Source organism: Pseudarthrobacter oxydans (genome assembly GCF_030812335.1).
GTDB classification, from domain to species: domain Bacteria; phylum Actinomycetota; class Actinomycetes; order Actinomycetales; family Micrococcaceae; genus Arthrobacter; species Arthrobacter oxydans_B.
In genome coordinates, this window is sequence record NZ_JAUSSN010000004.1 from 17,604 (window position 1) to 38,534 (window position 20,931).

Genomic DNA, 20,931 nt, shown 5'->3' on the forward strand with positions numbered 1-20,931 from the left:
GAGGCGGTCGTGGCCCTCCGGTTCAGCACGGGGATCCACTGAGGCCGGCGGGCCGGCGGGCCCGCGTGCCTTAGGCGCCGATGTCGTTCGCCGCGGTCGTCCCTGCGGCGGCGCCTCCCTCCGGCGCAGCGTTCTGCCACAGGCCGATGATGTTGCCTTCGGTGTCCCGGAAATAGGCGGCCCAGCCCATGGTGCCGACCTCCTGCCGCGGCTGGACAGTGCTGCCGCCCAGGGCGTTGATCTTCTCCAGCGCGGCGTCGATGTCCTCCACGTCCACCGTGACAACGGGGGAGGTGAGTTCGCCCTCGCGGCGGAACATGCCGCCGTTGATGGAGCCCGGTACGGAGGGCATGCCCGTCTCATCCGTCGGCGTCGTCATGAGCATGGCGTAACTCATCTCCGGCATGGCATCGATTCTCCAGCCGAACGCCGACCTGTAGAACTCCCGCGCGCGGTTCTCGTCGTCCGCGGGGATCTCGAAATGTACTACTCCACCAGCCATCACGCTCTCCTTAGAATAGGGATTTGGGCCAAATGCGAGGCGCGGGCGCCCACGCCACAGCCGGAGTCTAGTACCGCTCAACCCCGGGGCTAAGGGCCGTCCGGCCCATGCTTTCCGTGGGCAGGTGGTGGGGGCAGCGGCGGCCGCTGTCAGGCGTTCGTGGAATCATGGTCGGATGACCATTGCAGACGTCCCCGCCGGCGTAGCCGCCGCGGCGGACGCCTCCCTGCGCTGGCTCCCGGGCGGCCCCTTCGACCTGATGCAGACCATCGGGACGCTGCTGCGGGGCCACGGCGACCCGTCCATCCGCACGGCCGCGGACGGCCTCTGGATGGCGTTCACCACGCCGTCGGGTCCGGCCACGCTCCGGCTGACGGTGGCTTATCCGTCGGACTGCCCGCCGGCGGGTCCCGCCGTCGAGATCCAGGCCTGGGGGCCGGGTGCGGCCGATGCCGCCGCGTCCGCGCCGCGGATGCTGGGCCGCGACGACGACTGGTCCGCCTTCGATGAGCCCGCGTTCCACGCCACGCTCCCCCGGATGGTGGTTGAGGCCCGACGCCGGAACCCCGCCGTCCGGCTGCCCGCCACCGGCCGCCTGGTCGATTCCCTCGTGCCCACGATCCTGGAGCAGAAGGTCACCGTGATCGAGGCCCGGCGCGGCTACCGCTACCTGATGTACCGCTTCGGCACCCAGGCCCCCGGCGCCGGCAGCGTTGCGCCGGCGAACCTGCTGGTGCAGCCCACGCCCGAACAGTGGCTGCGCATCCCGTCCTGGGAATGGCACAAGGCCGGAGTGGGCCCGCAGCGCTCAGCGACCGTCATGCGCGCGCTGCGCTCCGCCGCCGCGCTGGAACGGCTGGCGGCGCTCCCGGCCGCGGAGGCCTCCGCGAAGCTGCAGACCATCCCCGGCATCGGTGTGTGGACCGCGGCCGAAGTCATGCAGCGCACGCACGGCTGCCCGGACTCGATTGCGGTGGGCGACTACCACCTGGCGGCGTATGTGGGGGCGGCGCTGACCGGGCGCCGGACCGACGACGCCGGGATGCTCCGGCTACTGGCCCCGTGGGCCGGGCACCGGCAGCGCGTGGTCCGGATGATCGGCCTCAGCGGCTTCCGCAAACCCACCTTCGGCCCGCGGATGACCATCCAGGACCACCGCGGCCACTAGCATCTGGCGGTTTCCAGCCATCGTCGCAGCATCAATTTCCGTTGATGAGGTTAGTGGTTGCCGAGTCGTTGGCTTTGAACCCGGCGTTGTGCGTGTCTGCCCAGTTGGCCAGCAGCTGCAGCCCGTCGTGGGACGCGGATCCTGGTTCCGCGGAGAACACCAGCATCTGCAGGGTGCGGTCGGACGCGAGGTCCAGCGCGAGGTAGCTCAGGTCGAGGTCGCCAACGACAGGGTGGTGGATGCTCTTGATGCCGGTCCGGTGTTCGCGGACGTCGTGCGCTCCCCAGAGTTTCCGGAAGAGGTCACTGCGGGTTGAAAGTTCCCCGACGAGGTCGCTGAGCTGGCGGTCGTAGGGGGCACGGCCAGCTTCGGCCCGGAGGAGTGCGACAATCTGGCGGGTGTTGGCTTCCCAGTCCTGGTAAAACGACTGTGCCCTGGCATCCAGGAAGACAAAGCGCGCGGCGTTCACCGGCTGGAGGGATCCGTCGAACATCTCCGAGAACAGGGCCCTCCCGAGACGGTTGGTGGCGACTGCGTCAAGCCGGCCGTTCTGCACGAACACCGGGACGGTCGACATTGCGTCGATGGTCTGCTGCAGGCTGGAGCTGACCTGCGTTTTGCGGGTCGGGCGCCCGCGCCCTGGATGGGCTCCGGCATTGGCTGAGCGGATGAGCTCGTAGAGATACGAGCGTTCGGCCTCGTCCAGCTGGAGGGCCCGGCTGACGCCTTCGACCACCGCCTCCGACACCCCCTTGGCGTTGCCGCGTTCCAGGCGTTTGTAGTATTCGGAGCTCATGCCGGCCAGGAGGGCAACTTCTTCTCGTCGCAGGCCGGGAACGCGGCGCCGTCCGCCGTAGTCCGGCAGCCCGGCTTGTTCCAGGTCGAGCTTGGCCCGGCGGGAGATGAGGAACTTGCTGAGGTCGTCCTGGGAGTCCATGAAATCGAAGGTACTCCACCCCGCGCCCGGTAGCGGGTCCCTGTCAGGGAACCTCTAGATAGGGTCTCGCTAGCCCCCGCGCCGGCCGGTTGACTTGAAACATCAGCCGCCCCGAACGGGCGGCTTGGACTCGAGAAAGGCATCATCATGACCAACGTTTGGTTCATAACCGGAGCCGCCCGCGGCATGGGCGTCGACCTGGCCAGGGCCGCCCTCGACGCCGGCCACCGCGTCGTCGGCACCGCCCGCGACGCCCCCAAGGTCACCGCGGCTCTCGGAGAACACGAAAACCTTCTCGCCCTGTCCCTGGACATCACCGACGCCGCAGCCGCGGCGGCCGCCGCGGAAGCCGCCGTCGGACGCTTTGGAAGCATTGACGTTCTCGTCAACAACGCCGGCAACTTTTACGCCGGATACTTCGAGGAGATCAGCGACGAGCATTTCCGCAGGCAGATGGAGACCAACTTCTTCGGCCCGCTGAACGTCACCCGCGCGATCCTGCCGGTAATGCGCAAGCAGCGCGGCGGACACGTCATCACCATCACCTCTGCCGCCGGCATCATCGGCCAGGAGTTCTGCGCCGCCTACGCCGCATCGAAGTTCGCCCTCGAAGGCTGGATGGAGTCCCTCCAGTACGACATCCAGCCCTACGGCATCCACACCACCATCGTCGAACCCGGCTTCTTCCGCACCGAACTCCTGGTCGAGGGCGCGTCTTCCATTTGGCCCGAACTGTCCATCGACGACTACGCCGAGCGCACCGCCCGGACGATCGCCGCCTGGAAGAGCATGAACGGCCAGCAGGGCGGAGACCCCGCCAAGCTCGGCGCAGCCCTTGTCACGATCGCCGCCCTGGAGACCCCGCCGCTGCGTTTCGTCGCCGGAGCGGATGTCGTCACCGGCGTCGAGCGTAAGGCCCAGCTTCTGCTGGACCAGGTTGATGCCCACCGCGAGCTGTCCTCGACCATGGCCATCGAAAACGCTTAGGAAATGATGAAGAAATCCCCGTCCCTCATCGCCCTCGTCTCCACGGCCGCGATCGCCCTCGCCGCATGCTCCGCACCCGCGACCACCGCCACATCCCCGACCGCGGCAACTACCCCGTCCACCGCAGCCGCAACCGCGTCGTCGGCCCCGGCCGGGGCCCCGGCTGAGGCCCCGGCTGAGGCCCCGGGTGAGGGGACGGCTGAGGGAACGCCGATCACCACACCGCCGGTGGTGTGGTGAGAGATCACCTCGGACCTGGGTGTGTTCGAGACCCTCCCCGACACCGTCGACATGCTCGTGGAGCTCGGCTAACACCCCTGTGGACGGCCCTGCCGGTTGGGTATAGCGTGGCGGCATGGCGCCCGGCAGCCCCGGGCGCCCGGGCCTCACCTTCCCGGAGTACCAGTGATCCACACCCATAAGCTCACGAAAAACTTCGTCGTCAAGAAGGACACCGTCGAGGCGGTCAAGGGCATCGACCTTGACGTGGCCCCCGGCGAACTCGTGGCCTTCCTCGGCCCGAACGGCGCGGGAAAGTCCACCACGCTTCGTATGCTGACAACCCTGCTGAAGCCGACGTCCGGCACCGCCAGAGTGGCGGGCCTGGACCTCGCAACGGATCCTGCCGGCGTGCGGGCCAGGATCGGCTACATCGGACAGGGCAACGGCGGCGGCCACAGCTTCCGGGTCATCGACGAGATGGTCATGCAGGGCCGCTTCTACGGCATGAACAGCGCCGACGCGCTGGCCCGTGCCGATGAGCTGCTCAAGTCCCTGGACCTCACCGAGCTCGCGAAACGCACCGTCATCAAGCTCTCCGGCGGCCAGCGGCGGCGGATGGACGTGGCCCTGGGGCTGATGCATTCACCCCGGCTGTTGTTCCTCGACGAACCGTCCACCGGCATGGACCCGCAGAACAGGGCCAATCTCTGGGAGCACATCATGCGCATGCGTGCCGAGCACGGAACCACCATCGTGCTGACCACCCATTACATGGATGAGGCGGATGCCATGTCCGAGCGGGTGGTCGTGATCGACCACGGCACCATCATCGCCGACGACACTCCCGCACGGCTCAAGGCGGATCTGGCCGGAGACCTGCTGGCCGTGGAAGTGGCCGCGGGGTCGGCAGCCGCGGTGCGGGGACTGCTGGAGCGGACCGCCGCGGACGGCGGACTCGACGAATCCGAGGTCGACGGCGTAGTCCGGTTCCGACTGCGGCTCACGCACGGCTCCCGGCTGGCCCCGGACCTGCTGCGGCAAATGCACGACGCCGGAGCACCCGCGCTGTCCCTGGAACTGAAGCCGCCGACCCTCGATGACGTGTTCCTCGAACTGACCGGGCGCAGCCTGCGGGAAGGGGCGAAGGTCTGATGCCCGGGACCGGCCCGCGGCCCGACGCCGATGTGAAGCAGCCCGGGACTATGCAGCTCCTGCGGGACATCTGGTACGTCTTCCTGCGCGAGATGCTGCTTCCGCTGCGGGACCCCTTTTCGCTGGTCTTTTCCCTGCTCCAGCCGCTGATCTTTCTCGCCCTCTTCGGACCTCTTCTCGGATCCGCTGTGGGGGCACCGGCCTTCGGGGGCCAGTCGACGCTGCAGTGGTTCCTGCCCGGCGTCGTGGTCATGATCGCTCTGTTCGGCACGTCCATGACCGGCTCCAACCTGCAGTACGAGCTCATGACCGGTTCCTACGAACGGATCCTGGCCACACCGCTGTCCCGTTCCTCGCTGATGATCGGCCGGGCGCTCAAGGAGTGGGCGCCGCTGGTGGTGCAGGGCCTCCTGATCGCCCTGGTGTGCGTCCCCTTCGGATTCGTCTTCTACCCGCTTCACGTGCTGTTCGGGCTGGTCATCCTGGGAATTTTCGGCATCGGACTCGGAGCGCTGTCCTATTCACTGGCCCTGGTCTCGCAGAGCAAGGAGTGGATATTCTGGGCCGTCCAGCAGACCCTCCTGTTTCCGCTCATGATCCTGTCCGGCATTATGCTGCCCATCGAGGCCGGGCCGGACTGGATGCAGGCGGCCAGCCTGTTCAATCCCCTGACGTACCTTGTAAACGCCGAGCGCGAACTCTTCGCCGGGGCGGTGGGCGTGGACACGCTGCTCGGGTTGGCCGCCGCCGGCGTGACAGCCGCCGTCGGGCTTGCCGTGGGCATCCGGACCGTCCACCGGAACACGCACTAGAGGCCCAGCCGGGCCACCGCTTCCTGCCGCATGTCCACCTTGCGGATCTTGCCGGAAACCGTCATCGGGAAGTCCTCGCGCACGTCCACGTACCGCGGGATCTTGTAGTGCGCCAGCTTGCCGCGGCAGAACTCGGCCAGGCTGCCGGCATCCAGCGGGGCGGCACCCGGTTTGAGGATGACGCAGGCCATCAGCTCCTCGCCGTACTTGGCGTCCGGCACGCCGATCACCTGCACGTCCTGGATGTCCGGGTGGGTGTACAGGAACTCCTCGATCTCGCGGGGATAGACGTTCTCGCCGCCCCGGATCACCATGTCCTTGATCCGGCCCTCGATAACGATGTAGCCGTCCTCGTCCATCCGGGCCAGGTCCCCGGTGTGCATCCAGCCGTCGGCGTCGATCGCCTCGGCGGTCTTGTCCGGCTGGTTCCAGTAGCCCTTCATGACGGAGTATCCGCGGGTGCACAGTTCGCCGATCTCGCCGCGCTGCATCACGTCACCGGTCATCGGGTCCACCACCTGGCTCTCCAGCTGCGGCATGGTCCGGCCCACGCTCTGGGTGCGCTGCGCCATCGTGTCCACACTGCGGGTCATGGTGGACACCGGCGAGGTCTCGGTCATGCCGTAGCAGATGACCACATCGGTCATGTTCATCTCCGCGATGACGCGGTTCATCACCTCGATGGGACACAGCGAGCCCGCCATCACCCCGGTGCGCAGGGTGGAGAGGTCGTAGGAGGAAAAGTCCGGCAGCGCGAGTTCGGCGATGAACATCGTGGGCACGCCGTACAGCGACGTCCCGCCGAAGTCCTGCACGGCCTCCAAGGCGGCGGCGGGCGTGAACCCCCGGCCCGGGATGATGGTGGCGCAGCCGTGACTGAGAGCGGCCAGGTTTCCGATCACCATGCCGAAGCAGTGGTAGAACGGCACCGGCAGCACCACCCGGTCGTGCTCGGTGTACCCCATCAGCTCGCCGATCGAGTAGCCGTTGTTCAGGATGTTGTGGTGCGAGAGCGTGGCCCCCTTGGGGAACCCGGTGGTCCCGGAGGTGTACTGCAGGTTGATCGCGTCGTAGGGGTCCAGCTCGGCCATGCGCGCCTTCAGCGCGGCGTGCGCGACGTCGTCGGCCCGCTTGAGCAGCTCCGCGAAGGTGCGCTCCGCCGGGGTTTCGGGGACGCCGGCGATGAGGCCGGGCAGGCCGGCGTCGGGCAGGAACACGAGTTCGCGCAGCTCCGGGCATTCGGCAAGCGCCTGCCGGGCCATGACGGTGTAGTCGCTGTTGCGGTCCGATGGCGCCGCGACCAGCATCCGCATGCCGTTCTGCTTGACCACGAATTCCAGCTCGTGGCTGCGGTACGCGGGATTGACGTTGACCAGGATCGCCCCGACCTTGGCCGTCGCGTACTGCAGGATGGTCCACTCGGCGCAGTTCGGGCTCCAGATGCCGATCCGGTCCCCCTTGGCCACGCCCAGGGCCAGCAGCGCGCGTGCTACGCGGTCGACGTCGTCGTTCAGCTTGGTGTAGCTCCAGCGCCGGGCCTCTTCCCCCGGCACCGCCGCGGCCTCGATCAGGGCGTCATGGTAGGGGAACCGGGCCACGACCCGTTCGAAATTGTCGCCGATGGTTTCCTCGAGCAGCGGGACGTCAGTGTCCCCGGCTGTGTATGCAAGCATGATGTGACGCTACCAACACTCGGCCCCCAAAAGAAGAGTAAAGCTTGGATGTCCTACGAAATCTTCGGGACACATGGCCCCCGCCCGGTATTGTAAAAACCATGAGCGCACCCATTGACCTTCAGGCCATCTTCATCCCCAACGACGGCGAGTTCTTCCGTGTGAAGCTCGCGCTGGAGATCGCGATTGACGAGGTGGTCAACGAGCCCGGCTGCATCCGCTACGAGCTCACCGAGGCCAGCGAGGACAAACTGGTCCTGACCGAGCGGTGGGCCTCGCAGGAGGACCTGGACAAGCACTCCAAAGGCACCGCGGTCCAGGACCTCAACGAATCCCTCAGCGCCCTGCTGGCCGAGCCGGTCAAACTCGTAAAGCTCTAGCCGGACCCGGAACCACGACGGAACAAAGCAACGCGGGGTCGCTCCGCGCCCCTAAATCCGAAGATTATGGGCGCGGAGTGACCCCGCGTTGCTGTTTGCCGGTGAGTTGCTGTTTCCCGGAGAGCGGTGGCGCTTAGGCCTCCGGGATCTGGCTGCCGTCCTGCTTGCCGGACGCGGCGGCGGCCTCGGCCTGGGACCGGGCCACGTGCGCGTGGACTTCCTCCATGTCGAGGGCCTTGACGGCGTCCACGACCTGCTCCAGCTGCTGGGCATTCAGCGCGCCCGGCTGGGAGAACACGAGCACCTTCTCGCGGAACGCCATCAGCGTCGGGATGGACGTAATGCCGGCCTCGGCCGCGAGCTGCTGCTCGGCCTCGGTGTCCACCTTGGAGAAGACGACGTCCTGGTGCTTCTCGGACACTGCGGCGTATGTGGGGCCGAACTGCTTGCACGGGCCGCACCATTCGGCCCAGAAATCAACGAGGACAATGTCATTGTCCTCGACGGTAGATGCGAACTGTTCACCTGTAATGTCTACGGTAGCCATGGGTCAACGGTACGCGAGCAGCCCCGGCTTGTCCCCTGCATTTCGCTGTTGGCACATCCATGTGACGGCCCTCCCCCGCCCCGTGCCATCCGGCCCGGGGCCCTAGGACCCTAGCCTCCACGGCGGCCGCGGCCTACCATCGGCGCCATGCCCCCGGACCCGGATAACGCCGCCAGCCAGGCCATCACGGTCGATTCCCTGGTCAAGAAGTTCGGCAGTCGTGAAGTCCTGCACGGCGTCAGCTTCGGCATCGAGAAGGGCTCCGTCTTTGGCGTGATCGGGCCCAACGGTGCCGGCAAGACGACCGTCATGCGGTGCCTGCTGGACATCATCCGGCCGAACGCCGGCACGTTGACGGTGCTGGGCCAGAACCCCCGGACCGCGGGCCCGGCGCTCCGGCGCCGGATTGGTTACCTGCCCGGCGAACTGTTCCTGGAGGGGCGGATCACCGGCCGCAGGCTGCTGTCCCATTACGCCGACATCAGCGGCCCCGTCCGCCCGGGCCGGGTCGATGCCCTGGCCGAACGGCTGGGCCTGGATCTGGACCGCCACACCCGCAAGCTCTCCAAGGGCAACAAGCAGAAGCTGGGGCTCGTCCAGGCCTTTATGCATGATCCCGAGCTCCTCGTGCTGGACGAGCCGACGAGCGGGCTGGACCCTCTGGTCCAGCAGGAATTCCTCACCATGGTCCGCGAGGCCCAGGCCAACGGGCAGACGGTGTTCCTCAGTTCCCATGTGCTCAGCGAAGTCCAGCAGGCCGCCGACCAGGTCGCGATTCTCCGCGACGGCCGCATTATTACCGTCGCCACCGTGGACAGCCTCCGGGAAGGCGCGGTCCGGCACGTGCGGTTCACCGCCGCCGGGATTTCGGCGGCCGACGCCGGCGCGCTGCTGGCCGGGGTGCCCGGGATCGGGCACCTCGAGGTGCTCCCGGCGGGCGACGGCGTCGGGCTGTCCGCCACGCTGGGCGGCGCGATCCAGCCGCTGCTCCGGGTCCTGGCCACCCTCCAGCTCACCGACCTCGTGCTGGAGGAGCCGGACCTCGAGGAATCCGTCCTGGAGCTCTACGGCACCATCCGCGGCAACGGCAATGGCGGCACGAACCGCGGGGGACGCCGCAGCCGGAAAGGACACGGCGCATGAGCAAGCCGCTGCCGCTGTTCACACGGGCGTTTGTGGACTCCTGGCGTTCCACGCTCGGGTGGGCGGCAGGGCTCGCCGCCACGATCTTCATCTACCTGCCGCTCTATCCCTCCGTCGGCGGAAGCCCGGAGATGCAGGCCGTGATGGATGCCTTCCCGCCGGAGATGATCAAGGCCCTCAACTACGACCAGATCACCTCGGGACCGGGCTACACCCAGGCCACCATGTTCGGGCTGATCGGCTTCCTGCTGATGACCATCGCCGCAGTGGCGTGGGGGGCTGCGGCGGTCGGCGGGGACGAGGAATCGGGCCAGCTGGAACTCACCCTGGCGCACGGCGTGACCCGGACGCAGGTGGTCCTGGAGCGGGCCTTGGCCATGCTGCTGCGCGTGCTGCTGCTCGTGGCCCTGGTATTCGTGCTGATCCGGCTGCTGACCGATTCAGCACAGCTGAACATCCGGCCGGAAAACCTTTTCGGCGCCTCGGTGCTGTTCGCAGGGCTGACCATGCTCTCGGGCAGCACGGCGCTGTTCGCCGGCGCCGTGACGGGGCGGAAGACCTACGGGCTGGCTGCCGGCGCCGGCGTCGGCGTCCTGGGCTATGTGTTCAACGCCGTGGGCCGGCAAAGCGGGGATGTCGACTGGCTCCTGAACCTCTCGCCCTACAGCTGGGCGTACGGCAACAACCCGCTGGCCAACGGGGCGGACTGGGCGGCCGGCGGCTGGCTGTGGGGCATTTCCGCCGTTCTCGTGGCGCTCAGCGCCGCAGCGCTGAGCCGGCGCGACGTCGGAACCTACGGCTAGACCGCTCAGGCCCAGACCGACTCAGGCCCAGACGTGCGGCGCCGGGCGCCGCGCGCCGGGGAGGGCATTGGTTTCGCGCCATTCGTGGATCCATTCGGGCAGTACCAGGTCCGCCGGCGGCGCTCCGCACTCACGGAGGATGTCCTCCTGGCTGACCGGCTTGCCCTTGCAGACCAGGCGGGTGGCGATGAAGGCACGGGCATATATTTCCCCGTCCACCACCATGCGCTGCTCGAAGTAGATGGCTTTCTCGTCCAGGCCGATGATCTTCGTTTCGATCGTGTACCGCTGCCACAGCTGCAGCGACCGGCGGAAGGCGATGGTCTCCCCCGCCGCCACCGGGCTCCATCCCCGGCGGCGCATGGTCTTCCAGGTTCCGCTGCGGGCCATCAGGTCGAACCGGCCGAGGTCCATCAGCGAGAAATACATGCCGTTGTTGACATGCATCGCGATGTCGATGTCGGTCGGCAGGACCTTCAGCGGCAGCGACGACGTGTCCCAGATGCTCAGCGGGGAGCGGCGGGCGGACGTGAAGAGCAGGACAAGCGTGCGAAGGAGCAGATGCATGGGGACTATGTTACCCGCGAGTAATAACGCTGCCAAGGACCGAGACCGTGGCTTTGGGTCCGGGACCGCGGACCAGCCAGCAGTTGTTGGTCCCGATCACCCGCTGCTCCCCCGGGTCCGCATGCGGCAGCACCAGCGCCGTGTTCTCGTCGACAGCCACCGCTCTGTCCACCAAGCCATGCACGACGGCGGCGACCGCACGGCCCAGCGTACCGGCCTGCGCGGCGTGGACGTCGACGGCGAAAGAGACAAGGCCCAGACCCGCGCGCAGCTCCACCTCCCCGAGCCCCTCGGACGCTTCCTCGGGGCACACCTCGACGCCGCGGATCCGGTAGCCGCCGACAATCGCCCGCTCCGGCGCAATCATGGCTCCGGCGGAGAAGCCCAGATACGAGGCGCCCGCGGCCACTGCCTGGCGGATGGCGGGCGCGGCAGTCTGCAGGCCCTCGGCGTAGACGGGGGTGGGGCCGCCGCCGACGACGATCGCGTCGACGCCGTCGAACGCCCGGGGGTCCACGTGTCCGTGGCGGCGGAGCAGGACCGTGGTCACCTCACTCGGCGTCCGGCGGTGCAGGGGATCCAGGTAGGCGGGGAGGAAGTATTCGGCGCTGCCTTCGTGGTCAACGAGCACCATGGCGATCCGCGGCGGCCGGCTGCCGCCGGTGCGGCGCCGGGCCTCCGCGGTGAACTGGTCGAAGATCACGGGAGTCGACACGGTGTCCGGGCCGCCGCCGACCAGAAAAATGCTCATGGCTTCAAAGTACCCGGATCGCTGCCAAGGGTGGGGCAGAAATGCGTATTACGCTGTGCGGATGACACCAGAGCTGACCGTCCGGGCCGCCGTCCTGGACGACGCCGCCGGCATTGCGCGCGTGCACCTCCAGGCCTGGCGCGAGAGTTACGCCCATCTGCTGCCGGCCGGGACTCTGGCGGGGCTGCGGCAGGGCCCGCGGGAGGAGCGCTGGCGCGCCATCATCGCCGCCGCCACCTCGGACACCTGGGTGGCCCGCGCAGGGACGGACATCATCGGCTGGGCGAGCGCGGGGGCCGGCCGCGACGACGACGGACCCCGGCCCTGGGAGCTGCAGGGCATCTACGTGCTCGCCAGCCACTACGGCTCGGGGGCAGGGCAGATGCTGCTGGACGCGGCCGTGGGCGACGCCGGCGCGTACCTCTGGATTGCGGAGGACAATCCCCGGGCCTTCGCCTTTTACCGGCGCAACGGCTTCGTCCCTGACGGGGCGACCGCCGTGCACGAACTGGCCGGCACGCCGGTCCGGATCCTGCGGATGGTGCGCTGGGGTGCCCTGCGCAGTGCGCCGGGCAGTGCGCCGAGGCGTCCACGCGGGCGTTAGTCCGGGCGTCCACGCGGGCATCAGTCCGTGGCGATCAGCTCGGCTTCGAAGCCGTCGGAATTCACCAGATACGCCGCGAAGTGGTCCGGGCCGCCGGCGCGCGGATATTTCTCCGGGAACAGCTCACGCCAGCCGTGCCCGACGGCGGCCGCGGCGAGCGCGTCGACCTGCTGCCTGGTCCCGGCGCTGAACGCCAAATGGTTGAGCCCGGGAGCCGTCCGGTCATGCGCCCGGCTGCTGAGGGCCGGGGATTCCTCGACCACGATGTACGTCGGCCCCCGCCGCCAGCTGCACCCGTCCGGCCAGTCCTGGTAGCCCTGGTAGCCCAGCCGGGCCAGGAGCCAGCCCCATTCGTCCCTGGCGCGGCCCAGGTGCGGGACCCACAGTTCAACGTGGTGCAGGGCCCCGAGCGATTCATCAGTCACCCAGAGAGTCTCGCACGCCCGGGTTCCGCCGTGTTCGGAGCCAACAGCAACGCGGGGTCACTCCGCGCCCATTCCGGGGCGCGCGACGGGCGCGGAGTGACCCCGCCTTGGGTTGTCTCGGTAACTGGCGCTCGAGTGTCCGGCGCCTCAGCATCCGGCGCCTCAGAACAGGATGCGCTGGAAGAGGATGTGGTCCCGCCAGCCCCCGGCAATGTTGAGATAGGCCGGTGCCATGCCGATTTCCGTGAAGCCCGAGCGTTTGAGGATCTTCTGTGAGGCGGCGTTGTGCTCGAGGGTGGCGGCCTGCAGCCGGTGCAGGCCCAGCTCGTCCCGCGCCGCGTCGACGGCGAAGGCGACCGCCGCGGAGCCGATCCCGCGCCCGGTGTAGTCCTTGTCCACCCAGTACCCGAGGTGGGCGCTGAGGAACGGCCCGCGCACGATGCCGCTGAGTGTCATCACGCCCACAATCTTTTCCCCGTCCGTCAGCACCCACGGAACGTCGGATCCCGCGATGAACAGGGCCAGCTTGGACTGGACGCTCATCATCTGGCCGTCAACGGTGAAGAACTCCTCGGCCCGCAGCGGCTCCCAGGGCGCCAGGTGTTCGCGGTTGCGCAGGTAGGCGGCGCACATGGGTTCCGCGTCAGAGGCTCGCAACACGCGGATCCCGACGCCGCCCTCGAGCGCCCTGCTGGTCCCTGTCATCCGAGGCTCAGTCCGGGGCCAGCCAGCAGGGCTGGCGCGGGTGCTCCGGCGGGGCCGGAAGATCGTCGAAGAAGGACATGATCTCATCCTTGCACCGCCGTCAACCCGGCGCGGAGTTCAGTGTTCCGGATGGAGGATGGCCCGGCGCGGTGCGTGGCGCCGTCGAAGGTTGACAGGACCAAGGGCAATGGGCACGATCAAGGCATGTCTTGAGAAGTCCGGCTGTCAGCGCTTCCTGAGAGGACGTCATGACCGACGACAAGATGCCGCCCGGGGCACCTCAGCGTGTGACGGCTGAACATGCCCGGCTGGCCGAGGCCACGGGCGCGGCCGAGGATGTCCTGTACGAGGCGAATCCCTGGTACGAATGGGGGCCGTACCTGTCGGAGCGGGCCTGGGGCACGGTTCGGGAGGACTACAGCGACAACGGCGACGCGTGGGAGTATTTCCCGCACGATCACGCCCGGTCCCGTGCCTTCCGGTGGAACGAGGACGGCATGGCGGGGCTGTCCGATATCCACCATGACCTGTGCCTGGGGCTGGCGCTGTGGAACGGGGCCGATCCGATCCTGAAAGAGCGGATGTTCGGGCTGACTGGTCCCCAGGGCAACCACGGGGAGGACGTCAAGGAGTACTGGTGGTACCCGGATGCGTTGCCCAGCCATGCATGGCTGCGGTGGCGGTATCACTATCCGCAGGCAGCGTTTCCGTATCAGCAACTGATCGATGAGAACGCCCGTCGTTCCCGGGACGAACCCGAGTTCGAGTTGCTGGATACCGGGGTTTTCGAAGGGGGCCGGTACTGGTCCGTGGATGTCGCGTACGCGAAGGCCTCACCGACCGAGGTGCTTGCCCGGATCACCATCGAGAACCATGCGCCCGAGGAAGCGGTGCTTTCGGTTCTGCCCACCCTGTGGTTCCGCAACACGTGGCGGGTTTCGGGCGGTGAGGCGCCGTCGTTGTACCTGGACGGGGACGGGGTCGCCGTCCAGCACCCGCGGCTGTCCGGCTACCGGCTCGATGCCGCTCCCACCAAGGAGGGCGTGCTGCCGCAGGCCCTGTTCTGCGACAACGAGACAAACACGGTCCGACTGTTCGGGGCGGCTCCGGGGACCGCCTATCCGAAGGACGGCATCAACGACCACGTGGTCTCCGGCGCGGACACCGTGAATCCTCAGCATCAGGGGACGAAGGCAGCCTGGTGGTATCAGGTGGCTGTTCCGGGCGGGGGTCGGGTCGAGCTGCGGCTGCGGCTGCACCGGCCGGCCCCGGACCAGGCCGTCCCCCGTGCCAGGTGGTTCGACTCTTACTTCGACGACATCATGGCCGACCGGGAACGGGAAGCGGACGAGTTCTATGCCGCGATTGCCCCCGCTGAGATCGGTGCCGAGCCGATGCGGGTGATGCGCCAGTCCTGCGCGGGGCTCGTCTGGAGCAAGCAGATGTACCCGTACCGGGTCAACCGGTGGTTGGATGGCGACCCCGCTGCACCACCGCCGCCGGCCGGGCATCGCAGCGGCCGGAACACGGGGTGGCGGCACCTGGACTCGTTCGACGTGCTTGCCATGCCCGACCCGTGGGAGTACCCGTGGTTCGCGGCCTGGGATCTGGCGTTTCACGCCGTCACCTGGGCGCACTTGGATCCAGCGTTCGCCAAATACCAGCTCTTGGTGCTCCTTCGGGAGTGGTTCCAGCATCCCAACGGCGCGATCCCGGCTTATGAGTGGAGCTTCGACGACGTCAATCCGCCGGTGCATGCGCTGGCCGCCATCCGGGTGTTCGTTATCGACGGCGGCACCGACCTGGAGTTCCTCGAACGGGTGTTCCACAAGCTGCTGCTGAATTTCACCTGGTGGCTCAACCGGCAGGACCCCGACGGGAACAACCTCTTCGGGGGTGGCTTTTTGGGTTTGGACAACATCAGCCCCATCGACCGCTCGCACCTCCCGCCCGGCTTCAGGCTGGACCAGGCCGACGGCACCGCCTGGATGGCGTACTACTCCGTGGCTATGCTCACCCTGGCCACCAAACTCGCCGAACACAATGACGTCTATGAGGACATGGTCGTGAAATTCCTGGAACAGACGGTGCTGATCATGGACGCGCTGGAGGATTCAGGCTGCTATGACACCGAAGACGGCTTCTTCTACGACCGGCTCACCGACCCCGCCGGGATCACCGTCCCGATCAAGGTGCAGACCCTCGTCGGGCTGATTCCGGCACTGCCCGCAGTGGCGGTCCCCACCCAGAACACGGAGCGGATCCGCCGGCTGCGGAAGCGGTTCGCCAGCCGGTTGGAACAGACCGATCGGCACCAGATCCTCGACTGGCGGGTCCGGGGCACCGGGAGCTCCCGGCGGACGCTGCTGTCGGTCGTCCCGATGGACCAACTCGCCCGGCTGTTCGCCACCCTGTTCGACGAGGAGGCCTTCCTGTCTCCCCACGGCCTGCGATCGATCTCTAAGCGCCACAACACCCCCTACACCGTTCCGGGAATGCCCGCCGCGGCCATCCAGTACGAACCCGCCGAGTCGAGGACCGCGATGTACGGCGGCAATTCCAACTGGCGGGGGCCGGTGTGGATTCCTGTCAACTACCTCGTCATCCGGTCCCTGCTGCAGTACGACGAGTTCTTCGGTCCCGACTTCACCGTCGAATACCCCACCCGGTCCGGTCACCACCTGACCCTGCGGGAGATTGCCGGTGACCTTGCCGACCGGCTGGTGAGCATCTGGCTCCCTGGGCCGGACGGACGCAGACCGGTGTATGGTGGCGTCGACCTGCTGCAGAACGATCCCGCATGGAAGGACTACCTGCTGTTCTTCGAGTACTTTCACGGCGACAACGGGGCCGGACTGGGTGCCATGCACCAGACCGGGTGGACCGCTCTGGTAGCGGACCTCCTCCTCGACCCACCCCGCCATAGCTACCGGATGGTGTTCCGGGAGAACCCGGACCCGACCACCACGACAGCACCGCCGGAAAGGGAACCGTGAACCCATGCCAAACGAGACTGAGTGGCCCGGCCCGGGCGGGAGAGCCATGAACGGCGGGAGCGCCGTGACGGGCGAGGTAATGCCGGCCTGGCCCCCTGGCCTGGCGCCACCGGTGGCCCACCCCTTTATCTACGAGATCAACACCTGGGCATGGCTCGAATCGATCAGCGTCGCAGAAGGCAACCGAATCGATCTTGGCTCCGCCCCGGGGCGGCACTGGGACGAGATTGCCGGTCTGGGTTTCGATTCGGTGTGGTTGATGGGGGTCTGGCGGCGCAGCCCGGCCGGAGTCGGGATCGCACTGGAAAACCCGGCACTGCGGTCCGATTTCCAGGCCGCTCTTCCCGATTGGCGTGCCGAGGATGTCGTCGGGTCGCCCTACTGCGTCCGGGACTATGTGGTTGATGACCGCCTGGGTGGACCTGCCGGGCTTTCCGCCGCCCGGGAGGCGCTGGCGGTGCGAGGTGTCCGGCTGATCCTGGACTTCGTGCCCAACCATGTCGCACCGGATCATCCGTGGACGACGGGGAACCCCGAGCTCTTCGTCCCGGGAACCGCCGCGGATCGGGACCTGGATCCGGCGTCCTTCGTCGAGGTAGGCGGCCGGGTGTTCGCCAACGGGCGGGACCCCTACTTCCCGGCGTGGCCGGATGTCGTGCAGCTCAACGCCTTCGACCCGGCCCTGCGATCGGCGGTGGTGGAGACGGTGAGATCGATCGCCGATCAGTGCGACGGGGTGCGTTGCGACATGGCGATGTTGGTCATGAACGACATTTTCGCCCGCACCTGGGGTGCCCGGGTCGGGCCCGCACCGAGCACCGAGTACTGGCCGACGGTGATCACCGCCGTTCGTGAAACCCACCCCGGTTTCGTATTCCTCGCCGAAGCCTACTGGGATCTGGAGTGGTCCCTCATGCAGCAAGGCTTCGACTACTGCTACGACAAGCTTCTGTACGACCGCCTTCTCGGTGGTAGCGCCGAACAGGTGCGGCTACACCTGCGGGCAGAGCACACGTATCAGAACGCCCTCGTTCGCTTCGTGGAGAATCACGACGAGCCACGGGCCGCAACGGTGTTCGGAGCCGGCCGAATACAGGCTGCGGCGGTGACGGCACTGACCCAGACAGGGGCACGGCTCATTCACCACGGCCAGCTGCAGGGGTGGAGGGTACGCCTTCCGGTGTTCCTCGGTCGTTTCCCCACGGAGCCGGTCGATGACCAGCTCGCGGCGTTCTACCGCCGGCTCTTGGCGGCTGTCTCCGACCCGACCTTTCGGGACGGGCACTGGCAATTGTGTGAACGATCCGGGTGGCCGGGCGACAACAGCTTCGAAAACCTCGTCGTCTGGGCCTGGGAGGGTGCCACTCGGTGGCTGATCGTCGTGAATCTGAGCGACGCGCCCGCAGCAGGTCACCTGAGGGCACCGTGGCCGGACCTGCGTGGTCACCGCTGGCAGCTGACCGACCCGACCCGGGACATGAGTTTCGACCGCGCCGGAGATGATCTCGTCGACGGGATGTTCGTCGCACTTGACGCATGGCAGTGGCATTTGCTCCGCCTCGACCGAATGCCAGAAGGCGCCGACCGAGGCTGACGGGGCGCCGCGCGGATCCTTGCCGGGAAGCACGTCAGTCTTCGTCTTCGTCGTCGTCGTCATCCTCGCTCGAATCGGTCCCCCGGACAATCACGCTGGCGACGCCGTGCAGATCCATCAGGGGAAGAACCAGGTTGCGCAGCGGGTGGCGGCCGAAGAACCGCACTTCCATCGAGACCATCGGCTTTTGCTCATCGCCGGTCCTACGGGTGCGCAGGATCGAGGAACTGAACCCCATGGTGGTGGCGATTTCGAGGATCTGCCGCAACACGCCCTGGCCATCGACGTAATCGATGTGCATGACGCGGTTTCTGTCCACGGAGGGAATCCTGCGGACCGCCGGGGCAATCACGAACAGCGTGAGGAGGTGGAAGATCGTCAGCACGACGCCCAGGGAGACCATGCCGGCTCCGCAGGCCATGCCCACGGCGGCAGAGACCCAGATGGTGGCGGCCGTGGTCAGGCCGCGGACCACGTCCCGGCCCTTGAAGATGACGCCGGCGCCCAGGAAGCCGATGCCGCTGACGATCTGGGCCGCGATGCGGGACGGGTCCACGACGGTGCCGGGCTCCGTCACAAAGGCGAAGCCGTATGCGGACACGAGGGTGAAGGCGCACGAACCGAGCCCCACCAGCACGTGGGTCCGGTAGCCCGCGCTCTTCTGCCGGACCTGGCGTTCGATGCCGATCAGCGAACACAGGACGAACGTCGCGGCCAGCAGACCGGCTTCCACCAGGCTTGTGTCGGTGAAGAATGCGAACATGCCACCCCCTTCCTTGGCCCGTTAACCTGCGCCGGACCGGCCCGGATCACTCACCCTATTGCTGACTCTAGCAAGGCGGCCGTCAGCCGTCGTGGGGCTTTTCTTCGGACCCGTCGTCCCGCTCGTCGTCCGGTTCGTCGTCGGGCTTTTCGTCGGACCCATCGTCCGGTTCGTCGTCGGGGCCGTCGTCGGGCCCGTCGTCGGGCCCGTCGTCGGGGACATCGACGCTGTACGGCGCCCGGGGTGCCCGGGAGTACAGCTCATCGAGGCGTTCGTTCAGTGCGTGGGCGAGGATGTCCCGCTGAAGGGCCGGCAGCGCAATGGCGCCGTGAATGTACGCCTCAACCTCGAACTGCCCGGCGTGGCCACCGAGGGTGAAGTACCGCAGCCACAGCTCTTCAATGCTGACGTCGGCATGGCGCAGCGATTCGGCAAATCGCTGCCGCTGTTCGCTCTCCTCGTCGCCCAAGGCCATGCCGTCGTCCTGCGCTTAATTTTCGAAGGTCCTGGCCGCAGCCAGCAGTTCCGCCGCGACCAGCGCCAGGGGCTTCCCTGTCTGCCGCGACAGCATCATCAAATCCCTGAATGCGTCGTCATCATTGGTGCCGTTCCGGGCCATCAGCAGGCCCTTGGCCATGCTGATGGTGTCCCGCTGCGCGAGCGATTCCTGCAGGCGGTCGCTCAGCGTCCGGGCAGCCTCGCGGGCGTGCGAGTGGATGACAAAGAGCGTCGCCTGTTCGGCAAAGAGTTCGGCCAACCGGACCGTGCCGTTGCCGGCGAACTGTCCGCCGTCGGAATAGACCTTGACGGCTCCCAGGGCGAGACCGCCGGACAGCAGGGGGCAGCTTACCGAGGACGAAATTCCCAGGGACGCAGCGGCGGGAGCCCAGCGCTTCCAGCGCCGGTCGGAGGCCAGATCCTCGACCAGGACCGTTTCCCCGCTCGCCCAGGCCGTGATGCACGGGCCTTCCCCCAGCTCGTACTGAAGTGCATCGGCTTCCGCCACGACGGCGTCGGAGGCGGCAGTCGTCTGCCGCAGGCCCGAATCGTTGATCAGGGAGACTCCGGCGCCGATCGCGCCGGGAATCGCCGCAGTGGCGGCGTCGGTGATCAGCCGGAGGGCGTGGGCCACCGTCTGTTCGGTCAGCAGCAGCTTGGTGGCTCGGGCGAAAACAGCGGTGATCTCGTCAGCCAGCGGCAGTTCCACGCTCATCTTCACCTCAGAATTCCATACCGGCGCCACGCCAGCCGGCGAGTTTCGCCGCAGGAGTCAAGCATACGGCGGCTGGCCGGGGGCGCCTATATTCACCGCCCCCCGCACGGCGTAGTGTCGTTAGTAGTTATTTGGGTTGCGGGCGATCAAGAGTCCGCCACCGCTGAGCCGGCTCGTCACATACGTTCAGGCGTTCGTAGGATTGAGGCCGGCATGGTTTCCGGTACCGGCGCATCTCCAACCCCTGAGCAACTGCAGGATCTCCTGCTGGAAAGTCCGGGATTCACTGAATTTCTTCTGGGTTTGACCACCGTCTCCGCGACGCTCCTCGGCGGACCGGAGCCCATGCTGTGTGCCATCACGGTGGAACGGAACGGTTCCCCGGCCACGGTCGCCAGCAGCGGCGAGGAAGCGAAACGGCTGGACGAGAAGCAGTACACGTTCGACGACGGCCCTTGCCTGACGGCGCTGCGGCAAGGAATCACCGTCCTGGTTCCTGACGTGGCGGCTGACGACCGCTGGGCGCACTACGCCTCGACGGTGTCCGGCGAGGGCATCCGGTCGGTGCTGGCCGTGCCGATCGCCACGGATCCGGGTTCAGCGGCGGCCCTGAACTGCTATGCCCGCACGAGCGGCGTTTTTGACAGCGAGACGGTCGCGGAGGTGGAGCGCCACGCCGCCTCCATCTCCCGGATCTTACGGCTGGCCCTCAAAGTCCACCCTCCGGAGATTTACCCGGAGAATCTCCGGTCCGCCTTGAAGTCCCGCGCCATCATTGACGCCGCCGTCGCCCTCATCATGATTCAGAACAGGTGCAGCAGGGAGCAGTCCATGGAGCTGCTTCATCTGGCCGCCAGGGCAACGGACACGAAGCTCCACACCATTGCCACGGACATCCTGCAGGGCGCTTCGCTACCCTCAGCGGATCCTCCGGAATAGGATGGGAGAAGGCCGCCGTTTTCTCAGCGTGCGGCTTGGAATTGGGGG

The 20,931-nt window shown here is 67.5% G+C and carries 23 protein-coding genes; 12 read left to right on the top strand and 11 right to left on the bottom strand.

Going from position 1 to position 20,931, the window contains the following annotated elements:
- Nucleotides 1–70: 70 nt before the first annotated feature.
- Nucleotides 71–502, bottom strand: a complete 432-nt coding sequence (locus tag J2W14_RS07590; protein WP_307460695.1) for a VOC family protein — start codon at nucleotides 500–502, stop codon at nucleotides 71–73.
- A 175-nt stretch (nucleotides 503–677) separates the two neighbouring features.
- On the opposite strand from J2W14_RS07590, the gene J2W14_RS07595 reads away from it, so the two are divergent.
- Complete coding sequence (locus J2W14_RS07595) at nucleotides 678–1,670, top strand: DNA-3-methyladenine glycosylase family protein (RefSeq protein WP_307460699.1); 993 nt, start codon at nucleotides 678–680, stop codon at nucleotides 1,668–1,670.
- A gap of 31 nt (nucleotides 1,671–1,701) precedes the next feature.
- Here J2W14_RS07595 and J2W14_RS07600 read toward each other — a convergent pair whose 3' ends face one another.
- Nucleotides 1,702–2,607, bottom strand: a complete 906-nt coding sequence (locus J2W14_RS07600) for a helix-turn-helix transcriptional regulator (protein WP_307460701.1) — start codon at nucleotides 2,605–2,607, stop codon at nucleotides 1,702–1,704.
- Nucleotides 2,608–2,754: 147 nt separating this feature from the next.
- On the opposite strand from J2W14_RS07600, the gene J2W14_RS07605 reads away from it, so the two are divergent.
- The 4 genes from J2W14_RS07605 to J2W14_RS07620 all read left to right on the top strand — a co-directional run bounded on the left by J2W14_RS07605 (nucleotide 2,755) and on the right by J2W14_RS07620 (nucleotide 5,780).
- Nucleotides 2,755–3,594: an SDR family NAD(P)-dependent oxidoreductase gene (locus tag J2W14_RS07605; RefSeq protein WP_307460704.1), complete on the top strand. Its 840-nt coding sequence runs from the start codon at nucleotides 2,755–2,757 to the stop codon at nucleotides 3,592–3,594.
- Nucleotides 3,595–3,597: 3 nt separating this feature from the next.
- Entirely contained in the window at nucleotides 3,598–3,834 is a 237-nt protein-coding gene (locus tag J2W14_RS07610) for a hypothetical protein (RefSeq protein WP_307460707.1), read from the top strand.
- 165 nt (nucleotides 3,835–3,999) lie between these two features.
- Nucleotides 4,000–4,968 carry an ATP-binding cassette domain-containing protein gene (locus J2W14_RS07615; protein WP_307460709.1) on the top strand — a complete coding sequence of 323 codons (969 nt, stop codon included), beginning with the start codon at nucleotides 4,000–4,002 and terminating at the stop codon, nucleotides 4,966–4,968.
- Nucleotides 4,969–5,018: 50 nt separating this feature from the next.
- The gene (locus J2W14_RS07620; protein ID WP_370871240.1) at nucleotides 5,019–5,780 is read left to right on the top strand and encodes an ABC transporter permease; all 762 of its coding nucleotides are present in this window, start codon (nucleotides 5,019–5,021) and stop codon (nucleotides 5,778–5,780) included.
- Here the strand turns inward: J2W14_RS07620 and J2W14_RS07625 are convergent.
- Nucleotides 5,777–7,453 (bottom strand): AMP-binding protein, encoded by a 1,677-nt coding sequence (locus J2W14_RS07625; RefSeq protein ID WP_307460714.1) that lies wholly within the window; start codon nucleotides 7,451–7,453, stop codon nucleotides 5,777–5,779. The genes J2W14_RS07620 and J2W14_RS07625 overlap by 4 nt on opposite strands.
- 101 nt (nucleotides 7,454–7,554) lie before the next feature.
- On the opposite strand from J2W14_RS07625, the gene J2W14_RS07630 reads away from it, so the two are divergent.
- The gene (locus J2W14_RS07630; protein ID WP_307460717.1) at nucleotides 7,555–7,833 is read left to right on the top strand and encodes a putative quinol monooxygenase; all 279 of its coding nucleotides are present in this window, start codon (nucleotides 7,555–7,557) and stop codon (nucleotides 7,831–7,833) included.
- Nucleotides 7,834–7,966: 133 nt separating this feature from the next.
- Here J2W14_RS07630 and trxA read toward each other — a convergent pair whose 3' ends face one another.
- Nucleotides 7,967–8,380 carry a thioredoxin gene (gene trxA / locus J2W14_RS07635; protein WP_307460719.1) on the bottom strand — a complete coding sequence of 138 codons (414 nt, stop codon included), beginning with the start codon at nucleotides 8,378–8,380 and terminating at the stop codon, nucleotides 7,967–7,969.
- A 147-nt stretch (nucleotides 8,381–8,527) separates the two neighbouring features.
- Between trxA and J2W14_RS07640 the strand changes: the two genes are divergently transcribed.
- Both J2W14_RS07640 and J2W14_RS07645 read left to right on the top strand, forming a co-directional pair.
- The gene (locus J2W14_RS07640; RefSeq protein ID WP_307460721.1) at nucleotides 8,528–9,523 is read left to right on the top strand and encodes an ABC transporter ATP-binding protein; all 996 of its coding nucleotides are present in this window, start codon (nucleotides 8,528–8,530) and stop codon (nucleotides 9,521–9,523) included.
- Nucleotides 9,520–10,326 carry an ABC transporter permease subunit gene (locus J2W14_RS07645; protein ID WP_307460725.1) on the top strand — a complete coding sequence of 269 codons (807 nt, stop codon included), beginning with the start codon at nucleotides 9,520–9,522 and terminating at the stop codon, nucleotides 10,324–10,326. The genes J2W14_RS07640 and J2W14_RS07645 overlap by 4 nt, the downstream gene beginning before the upstream one ends.
- Before the next feature lie 21 nt (nucleotides 10,327–10,347).
- Here J2W14_RS07645 and J2W14_RS07650 read toward each other — a convergent pair whose 3' ends face one another.
- Nucleotides 10,348–10,893 carry an acyl-CoA thioesterase gene (locus J2W14_RS07650; protein ID WP_307460728.1) on the bottom strand — a complete coding sequence of 182 codons (546 nt, stop codon included), beginning with the start codon at nucleotides 10,891–10,893 and terminating at the stop codon, nucleotides 10,348–10,350.
- A gap of 10 nt (nucleotides 10,894–10,903) precedes the next feature.
- The gene (locus J2W14_RS07655) at nucleotides 10,904–11,644 is read right to left on the bottom strand and encodes a Type 1 glutamine amidotransferase-like domain-containing protein (protein WP_307460730.1); all 741 of its coding nucleotides are present in this window, start codon (nucleotides 11,642–11,644) and stop codon (nucleotides 10,904–10,906) included.
- 61 nt (nucleotides 11,645–11,705) lie between these two features.
- On the opposite strand from J2W14_RS07655, the gene J2W14_RS07660 reads away from it, so the two are divergent.
- Nucleotides 11,706–12,248 (top strand): GNAT family N-acetyltransferase, encoded by a 543-nt coding sequence (locus J2W14_RS07660; RefSeq protein ID WP_307460732.1) that lies wholly within the window; start codon nucleotides 11,706–11,708, stop codon nucleotides 12,246–12,248.
- A 20-nt stretch (nucleotides 12,249–12,268) separates the two neighbouring features.
- Here the strand turns inward: J2W14_RS07660 and J2W14_RS07665 are convergent, their stop codons facing one another.
- Nucleotides 12,269–12,673, bottom strand: coding sequence for a VOC family protein (locus J2W14_RS07665; protein ID WP_307460736.1), 405 nt, complete (start codon nucleotides 12,671–12,673; stop codon nucleotides 12,269–12,271).
- Nucleotides 12,674–12,835: 162 nt separating this feature from the next.
- Entirely contained in the window at nucleotides 12,836–13,378 is a 543-nt protein-coding gene (locus J2W14_RS07670) for a GNAT family N-acetyltransferase (protein ID WP_307460739.1), read from the bottom strand.
- Between the two features lie 248 nt (nucleotides 13,379–13,626).
- Between J2W14_RS07670 and J2W14_RS07675 the strand changes: the two genes are divergently transcribed.
- Complete coding sequence (locus J2W14_RS07675; RefSeq protein ID WP_307460742.1) at nucleotides 13,627–16,374, top strand: MGH1-like glycoside hydrolase domain-containing protein; 2,748 nt, start codon at nucleotides 13,627–13,629, stop codon at nucleotides 16,372–16,374.
- A 4-nt stretch (nucleotides 16,375–16,378) separates the two neighbouring features.
- Nucleotides 16,379–17,968 (top strand): alpha-amylase family glycosyl hydrolase, encoded by a 1,590-nt coding sequence (locus tag J2W14_RS07680; protein ID WP_307460745.1) that lies wholly within the window; start codon nucleotides 16,379–16,381, stop codon nucleotides 17,966–17,968.
- Nucleotides 17,969–18,002: 34 nt separating this feature from the next.
- Here J2W14_RS07680 and J2W14_RS07685 read toward each other — a convergent pair whose 3' ends face one another.
- From J2W14_RS07685 to J2W14_RS07695, 3 genes are all read right to left on the bottom strand, one after another.
- Nucleotides 18,003–18,731, bottom strand: coding sequence for an MgtC/SapB family protein (locus J2W14_RS07685; protein WP_307460750.1), 729 nt, complete (start codon nucleotides 18,729–18,731; stop codon nucleotides 18,003–18,005).
- Between the two features lie 82 nt (nucleotides 18,732–18,813).
- A complete protein-coding gene (locus tag J2W14_RS07690; RefSeq protein WP_307460753.1) occupies nucleotides 18,814–19,206 on the bottom strand; it encodes a hypothetical protein in 393 nt (130 codons plus the stop codon).
- Between the two features lie 15 nt (nucleotides 19,207–19,221).
- Nucleotides 19,222–19,944, bottom strand: coding sequence for a GAF and ANTAR domain-containing protein (locus tag J2W14_RS07695; RefSeq protein WP_307461586.1), 723 nt, complete (start codon nucleotides 19,942–19,944; stop codon nucleotides 19,222–19,224).
- 213 nt (nucleotides 19,945–20,157) lie between these two features.
- Here J2W14_RS07695 and J2W14_RS07700 point away from each other — a divergent pair, with 213 nt between their 5' ends.
- Nucleotides 20,158–20,883 carry a GAF and ANTAR domain-containing protein gene (locus J2W14_RS07700; protein WP_307460755.1) on the top strand — a complete coding sequence of 242 codons (726 nt, stop codon included), beginning with the start codon at nucleotides 20,158–20,160 and terminating at the stop codon, nucleotides 20,881–20,883.
- The last annotated feature ends 48 nt before the right edge of the window (nucleotides 20,884–20,931 follow it).

What these genes read in the sequence shown, in the direction of transcription:
- J2W14_RS07695 (WP_307461586.1), bottom strand. Translation starts at nt 19,944, where the DNA reads ATGAGCGTGGAACTGCCGCTGGCTGACGAGATCACCGCTGTTTTCGCC.
- J2W14_RS07610 (WP_307460707.1), top strand. Translation starts at nt 3,598, where the DNA reads ATGATGAAGAAATCCCCGTCCCTCATCGCCCTCGTCTCCACGGCCGCG.
- J2W14_RS07680 (WP_307460745.1), top strand. Translation starts at nt 16,379, where the DNA reads ATGCCAAACGAGACTGAGTGGCCCGGCCCGGGCGGGAGAGCCATGAAC.
- J2W14_RS07655 (WP_307460730.1), bottom strand. Translation starts at nt 11,644, where the DNA reads ATGAGCATTTTTCTGGTCGGCGGCGGCCCGGACACCGTGTCGACTCCC.
- trxA (WP_307460719.1), bottom strand. Translation starts at nt 8,380, where the DNA reads ATGGCTACCGTAGACATTACAGGTGAACAGTTCGCATCTACCGTCGAG.
- J2W14_RS07690 (WP_307460753.1), bottom strand. Translation starts at nt 19,206, where the DNA reads ATGGCCTTGGGCGACGAGGAGAGCGAACAGCGGCAGCGATTTGCCGAA.
- J2W14_RS07700 (WP_307460755.1), top strand. Translation starts at nt 20,158, where the DNA reads ATGGTTTCCGGTACCGGCGCATCTCCAACCCCTGAGCAACTGCAGGAT.
- J2W14_RS07595 (WP_307460699.1), top strand. Translation starts at nt 678, where the DNA reads ATGACCATTGCAGACGTCCCCGCCGGCGTAGCCGCCGCGGCGGACGCC.
- J2W14_RS07605 (WP_307460704.1), top strand. Translation starts at nt 2,755, where the DNA reads ATGACCAACGTTTGGTTCATAACCGGAGCCGCCCGCGGCATGGGCGTC.
- J2W14_RS07630 (WP_307460717.1), top strand. Translation starts at nt 7,555, where the DNA reads ATGAGCGCACCCATTGACCTTCAGGCCATCTTCATCCCCAACGACGGC.
- J2W14_RS07620 (WP_370871240.1), top strand. Translation starts at nt 5,019, where the DNA reads ATGCAGCTCCTGCGGGACATCTGGTACGTCTTCCTGCGCGAGATGCTG.
- J2W14_RS07600 (WP_307460701.1), bottom strand. Translation starts at nt 2,607, where the DNA reads ATGGACTCCCAGGACGACCTCAGCAAGTTCCTCATCTCCCGCCGGGCC.
- J2W14_RS07645 (WP_307460725.1), top strand. Translation starts at nt 9,520, where the DNA reads ATGAGCAAGCCGCTGCCGCTGTTCACACGGGCGTTTGTGGACTCCTGG.
- J2W14_RS07685 (WP_307460750.1), bottom strand. Translation starts at nt 18,731, where the DNA reads ATGTTCGCATTCTTCACCGACACAAGCCTGGTGGAAGCCGGTCTGCTG.
- J2W14_RS07650 (WP_307460728.1), bottom strand. Translation starts at nt 10,893, where the DNA reads ATGCATCTGCTCCTTCGCACGCTTGTCCTGCTCTTCACGTCCGCCCGC.
- J2W14_RS07660 (WP_307460732.1), top strand. Translation starts at nt 11,706, where the DNA reads ATGACACCAGAGCTGACCGTCCGGGCCGCCGTCCTGGACGACGCCGCC.
- J2W14_RS07625 (WP_307460714.1), bottom strand. Translation starts at nt 7,453, where the DNA reads ATGCTTGCATACACAGCCGGGGACACTGACGTCCCGCTGCTCGAGGAA.
- J2W14_RS07590 (WP_307460695.1), bottom strand. Translation starts at nt 502, where the DNA reads ATGGCTGGTGGAGTAGTACATTTCGAGATCCCCGCGGACGACGAGAAC.
- J2W14_RS07640 (WP_307460721.1), top strand. Translation starts at nt 8,528, where the DNA reads ATGCCCCCGGACCCGGATAACGCCGCCAGCCAGGCCATCACGGTCGAT.
- J2W14_RS07675 (WP_307460742.1), top strand. Translation starts at nt 13,627, where the DNA reads ATGACCGACGACAAGATGCCGCCCGGGGCACCTCAGCGTGTGACGGCT.
- J2W14_RS07670 (WP_307460739.1), bottom strand. Translation starts at nt 13,378, where the DNA reads ATGACAGGGACCAGCAGGGCGCTCGAGGGCGGCGTCGGGATCCGCGTG.